This is a genomic window from Actinomycetota bacterium (genome assembly GCA_036280995.1).
Lineage (GTDB): Bacteria > Actinomycetota > CALGFH01 > CALGFH01 > CALGFH01 > CALGFH01.
This window is the reverse complement of the sequence record DASUPQ010000682.1, coordinates 1-2,956: the sequence shown is the minus strand read 5'-3', so window position 1 is coordinate 2,956 and position 2,956 is coordinate 1. Positions and strand designations below refer to the sequence as shown.

Here is a 2,956-nt window from a genome sequence, read left to right as displayed (position 1 = left end):
CAGCACCGGGATGGTGATCAGGGTCGAGTAGGCCATGATCTGGCCCCAGAGGACGTTCTGCTGCATGAAGTAGGAGACCCCGACCATGACCGGGCGGAGGTTCTCGGTCTGGACCACCATCAGCGGCCACAGGTAGGAGTTCCACGCCGGCAGGAAGGTGAGGATGGCCACGGTGGCGATCGCCGGGCCGGCCAGGGGCATGACGACGCTGCGGTAGATGCGGAACCAGCCGGCGCCGTCGACCCGGGCCGCCTCGTCCAGGGTCTTGGGGATGCTCTGGAAATACGAGTAGAACAGGTAGATGGAGAAGGCGTTGGCCAGGAACGGGAAGATCTGCACCCGGTAGGTGTCCAGCCAGCCGGTGGTGTAGAAGAACTGGCCGTCCTGGAACAGGACCCAGGGCAGCTTGTTGACCCACCACAGCAGGGGCAGGGCGAAGGTCTCGAACGGCACCACCAGGGTGGCGATGATGGCCGCCAGGACCACCGTGCTACCCCGCCACGTCATCCGTGAGAGCGCGAACGCGGCCAGGCTGTTGACAAACAGCCCGACCAGGACGGTGACGGCGGTGATGACGATGGAGTTGGCCAGGAAGCGGGCCGCCGGGACGGTGTCGAACACCCCGGTGTAGTTGCTGAGCGAGATGTCCCCGACCGGCAGGAACGCCTTGATGGAGTCGAGGTCGGCGAAGATCTGGTCGTCGGGCTTGAGCGAGGACATGAACATGAAGACCAGGGGGAAGGCGAAGAACACCACCAGCAGGATGCGTACCAGATAGCCGCCGGCCCGGCGGAGCCCAGGTCGCCTGGTCCTCTCGGTGGCTGGGGCCGCGCGGCTGGGAGCCTGGGCTTGATCGAGGGTGGTCATGGTCATCCCCTCTCACGGGTGAGGTAGCGCTGTACGAGCGAGACGGCCAGGACCAGCACGAAGAACACCAGCGAGATGGTCGAGGCGTAGGCCGTCTCCTGCTGGCCGTAGCCCACCCTGACCGCCTGGAACACCACCGTTGAGGTCCGGTCCAGGGGGCCGCCCTGGGTCATGATGTTGATCTGGGCGAACAGGCTGAGCGCGGCGATGGTGATGGTGACCAGGATGAAGGTCCTGGTCGCCTTGAGCCCCGGCCAGGTGACGTAGCGGAACTGCTGCCACTTGTCGGCGCCGTCCAGCTCGGCGGCCTCGTACAGCTCCCCCGGGATGGTCTGGAGGCCCGACAGCCAGATCACCATGTGGAACCCGACCGCCTGCCAGATCGACATGAACATGATGGCTGGCATCGCCGCCGTCGGGTTGTTCAGCCAGTCGGTGCCCTGCACCACGTTGAAGCTGAGCGTCTGGAGCATGCTGTTGACCAGCCCGTCGGGCTGGTACATGAAGCGCCACAGGATGGACACCACGACGATCGAGGTGACCACGGGCACGAAGTACATCGTGCGGAAGAAGTTGACCCCGCGGATCTTGGCGTTGATCAGCAGCGCCAGCAGTAGGGCGAACGCCGACTGCAGGGGGACGACCACGACCGCGAAGTAGAGGGTGTTGCGCAGCGACTTCCAGAACAGCGGGTCGCTGAACAGCCGGGAGAAGTTCTCGAACCCGATGATCTTCGCCGGCTCCGGTGAGATCAGCCGGGCGTTGGTGAACGCGAGCGCGAAGCACAGCCCGACCGGGACGAAGAAGAAGACGATCAGCAGCAGCATGGCCGGGCTGACCATGAGCGCTCCGGTCAGGCCTTCACGGCCGCGGCCGGCGCGTCTGGTGGTGGCCGGTGCGTCGGTCCGTAGGCCACCTTTCGGTGGCAGATCTTGCGTGACAGCCATGGCGCTCTCCAAGGTGGCCAGACGGCGCTGGGCGCAGGCGAGCATCCCGCCCACACCCAGCGTCCGCCGCGGATCAGGCTCCGTAGTTGTTGTTGCTCTTGAGGTTCTGATCGATGTTCTTGGCCGCCTGATCCAGGATCTTCTTGGCGTCGCCGCCGGCGACGATGTCCTGGGCCGCCTTGGCGAAGGTGGTCGTGATGTAGGGGTAGGCCGGTGTCGGCGGCCGGATCAGGGCGAACTTCTGCGACTCATCGAGGAAGAACCGCTTGGCCCCATCCTGCTCCCAGCCGGGCGACATGGCTGCTGTCTCCTCGGTCGCCGGAATGAGGTTGAGCTTGGTCACGAACTGGGAGAGGTACTTGGGCTGGAGCGAGAACTTCAGATAGTCCAGCGCGCCGGCCGTGTTCTGGCAGCCGGAGCTGATGCCCCACTGCCAGGAGCCACCGCCGATCTTCGGACCCGCACCGAAGTCCGGAGGCGGCATCACCACGCCATCTTTGACCTTCTTGAGGTTCTCGGCGCTCCAGCTGCCCGACCAAATCATGGCCGACTTGCCGTTGACGAAGTCGGCGAACGGGTCGGTCCCCGACTTGGCCGGGGTGTACTTGTTCTTGACCAGCCCCTGGAACCAGTTCGCCCAGGCGAGGGCCTTGTCGCCGTTGAGCACACCGGAGGCGGTGGTGTAGGTGTTGCGGTCGATCAGGTCCCCGCCGAAGCTCTGCAGGAACGGCGAGTAGCCGTAGGTCCACCACTCGGGGGTGGGGTCACCGGTGCCCAGATCCAGCACGTACTGGTACTTGCCGGAGGCCTTGATCTTCTGCAGGGCCTGGTCGAACTCCTGGGCCGTCCAGGGCTTGTCGACGGTGGCCACTGGGATTCCGGCGGCGTCAAGCGCCCCCTTGCGCGCAAACAGGCCCAGCGCGGCCTCGTAGTGGCCGATCGAGTACAGCTGATCGTCCCACTTGCCGAGGGTGCTGGGCAGCTGCTTGTCGACCAGCTCCTGGGGCAGGTCGAGCTTGGCCAGGTAGCCGGCCCAGGCCCAGTTCGGAACGATCGGGGCGTCGATGTCCAGGATGCAGGGCAGCTTCTTGGAGGTCGCAGCGGCCGTCACGGCGTCGTTATAGGCAGCCTGCGGGAAGGCC

General features: G+C 65.5%; 3 protein-coding genes. All 3 read right to left on the bottom strand.

The window, feature by feature from the left end:
* Window positions 1–873, bottom strand: an 873-nt coding sequence (locus tag VF468_23055; protein HEX5881169.1) for a carbohydrate ABC transporter permease, incomplete at its 3' end; no start/stop codon positions are given.
* The gene (locus VF468_23050; protein HEX5881168.1) at window positions 870–1,709 is read right to left on the bottom strand and encodes a sugar ABC transporter permease; all 840 of its coding nucleotides are present in this window, start codon (window positions 1,707–1,709) and stop codon (window positions 870–872) included. The genes VF468_23050 and VF468_23055, both read right to left, overlap by 4 nt.
* 178 nt (window positions 1,710–1,887) lie before the next feature.
* Window positions 1,888–2,956, bottom strand: a 1,069-nt coding sequence (locus tag VF468_23045) for an extracellular solute-binding protein (GenBank protein ID HEX5881167.1), incomplete at its 5' end; no start/stop codon positions are given.

What these genes read in the sequence shown, in the direction of transcription:
- VF468_23050 (HEX5881168.1), bottom strand. Translation starts at nt 1,709, where the DNA reads ATGGTCAGCCCGGCCATGCTGCTGCTGATCGTCTTCTTCTTCGTCCCG.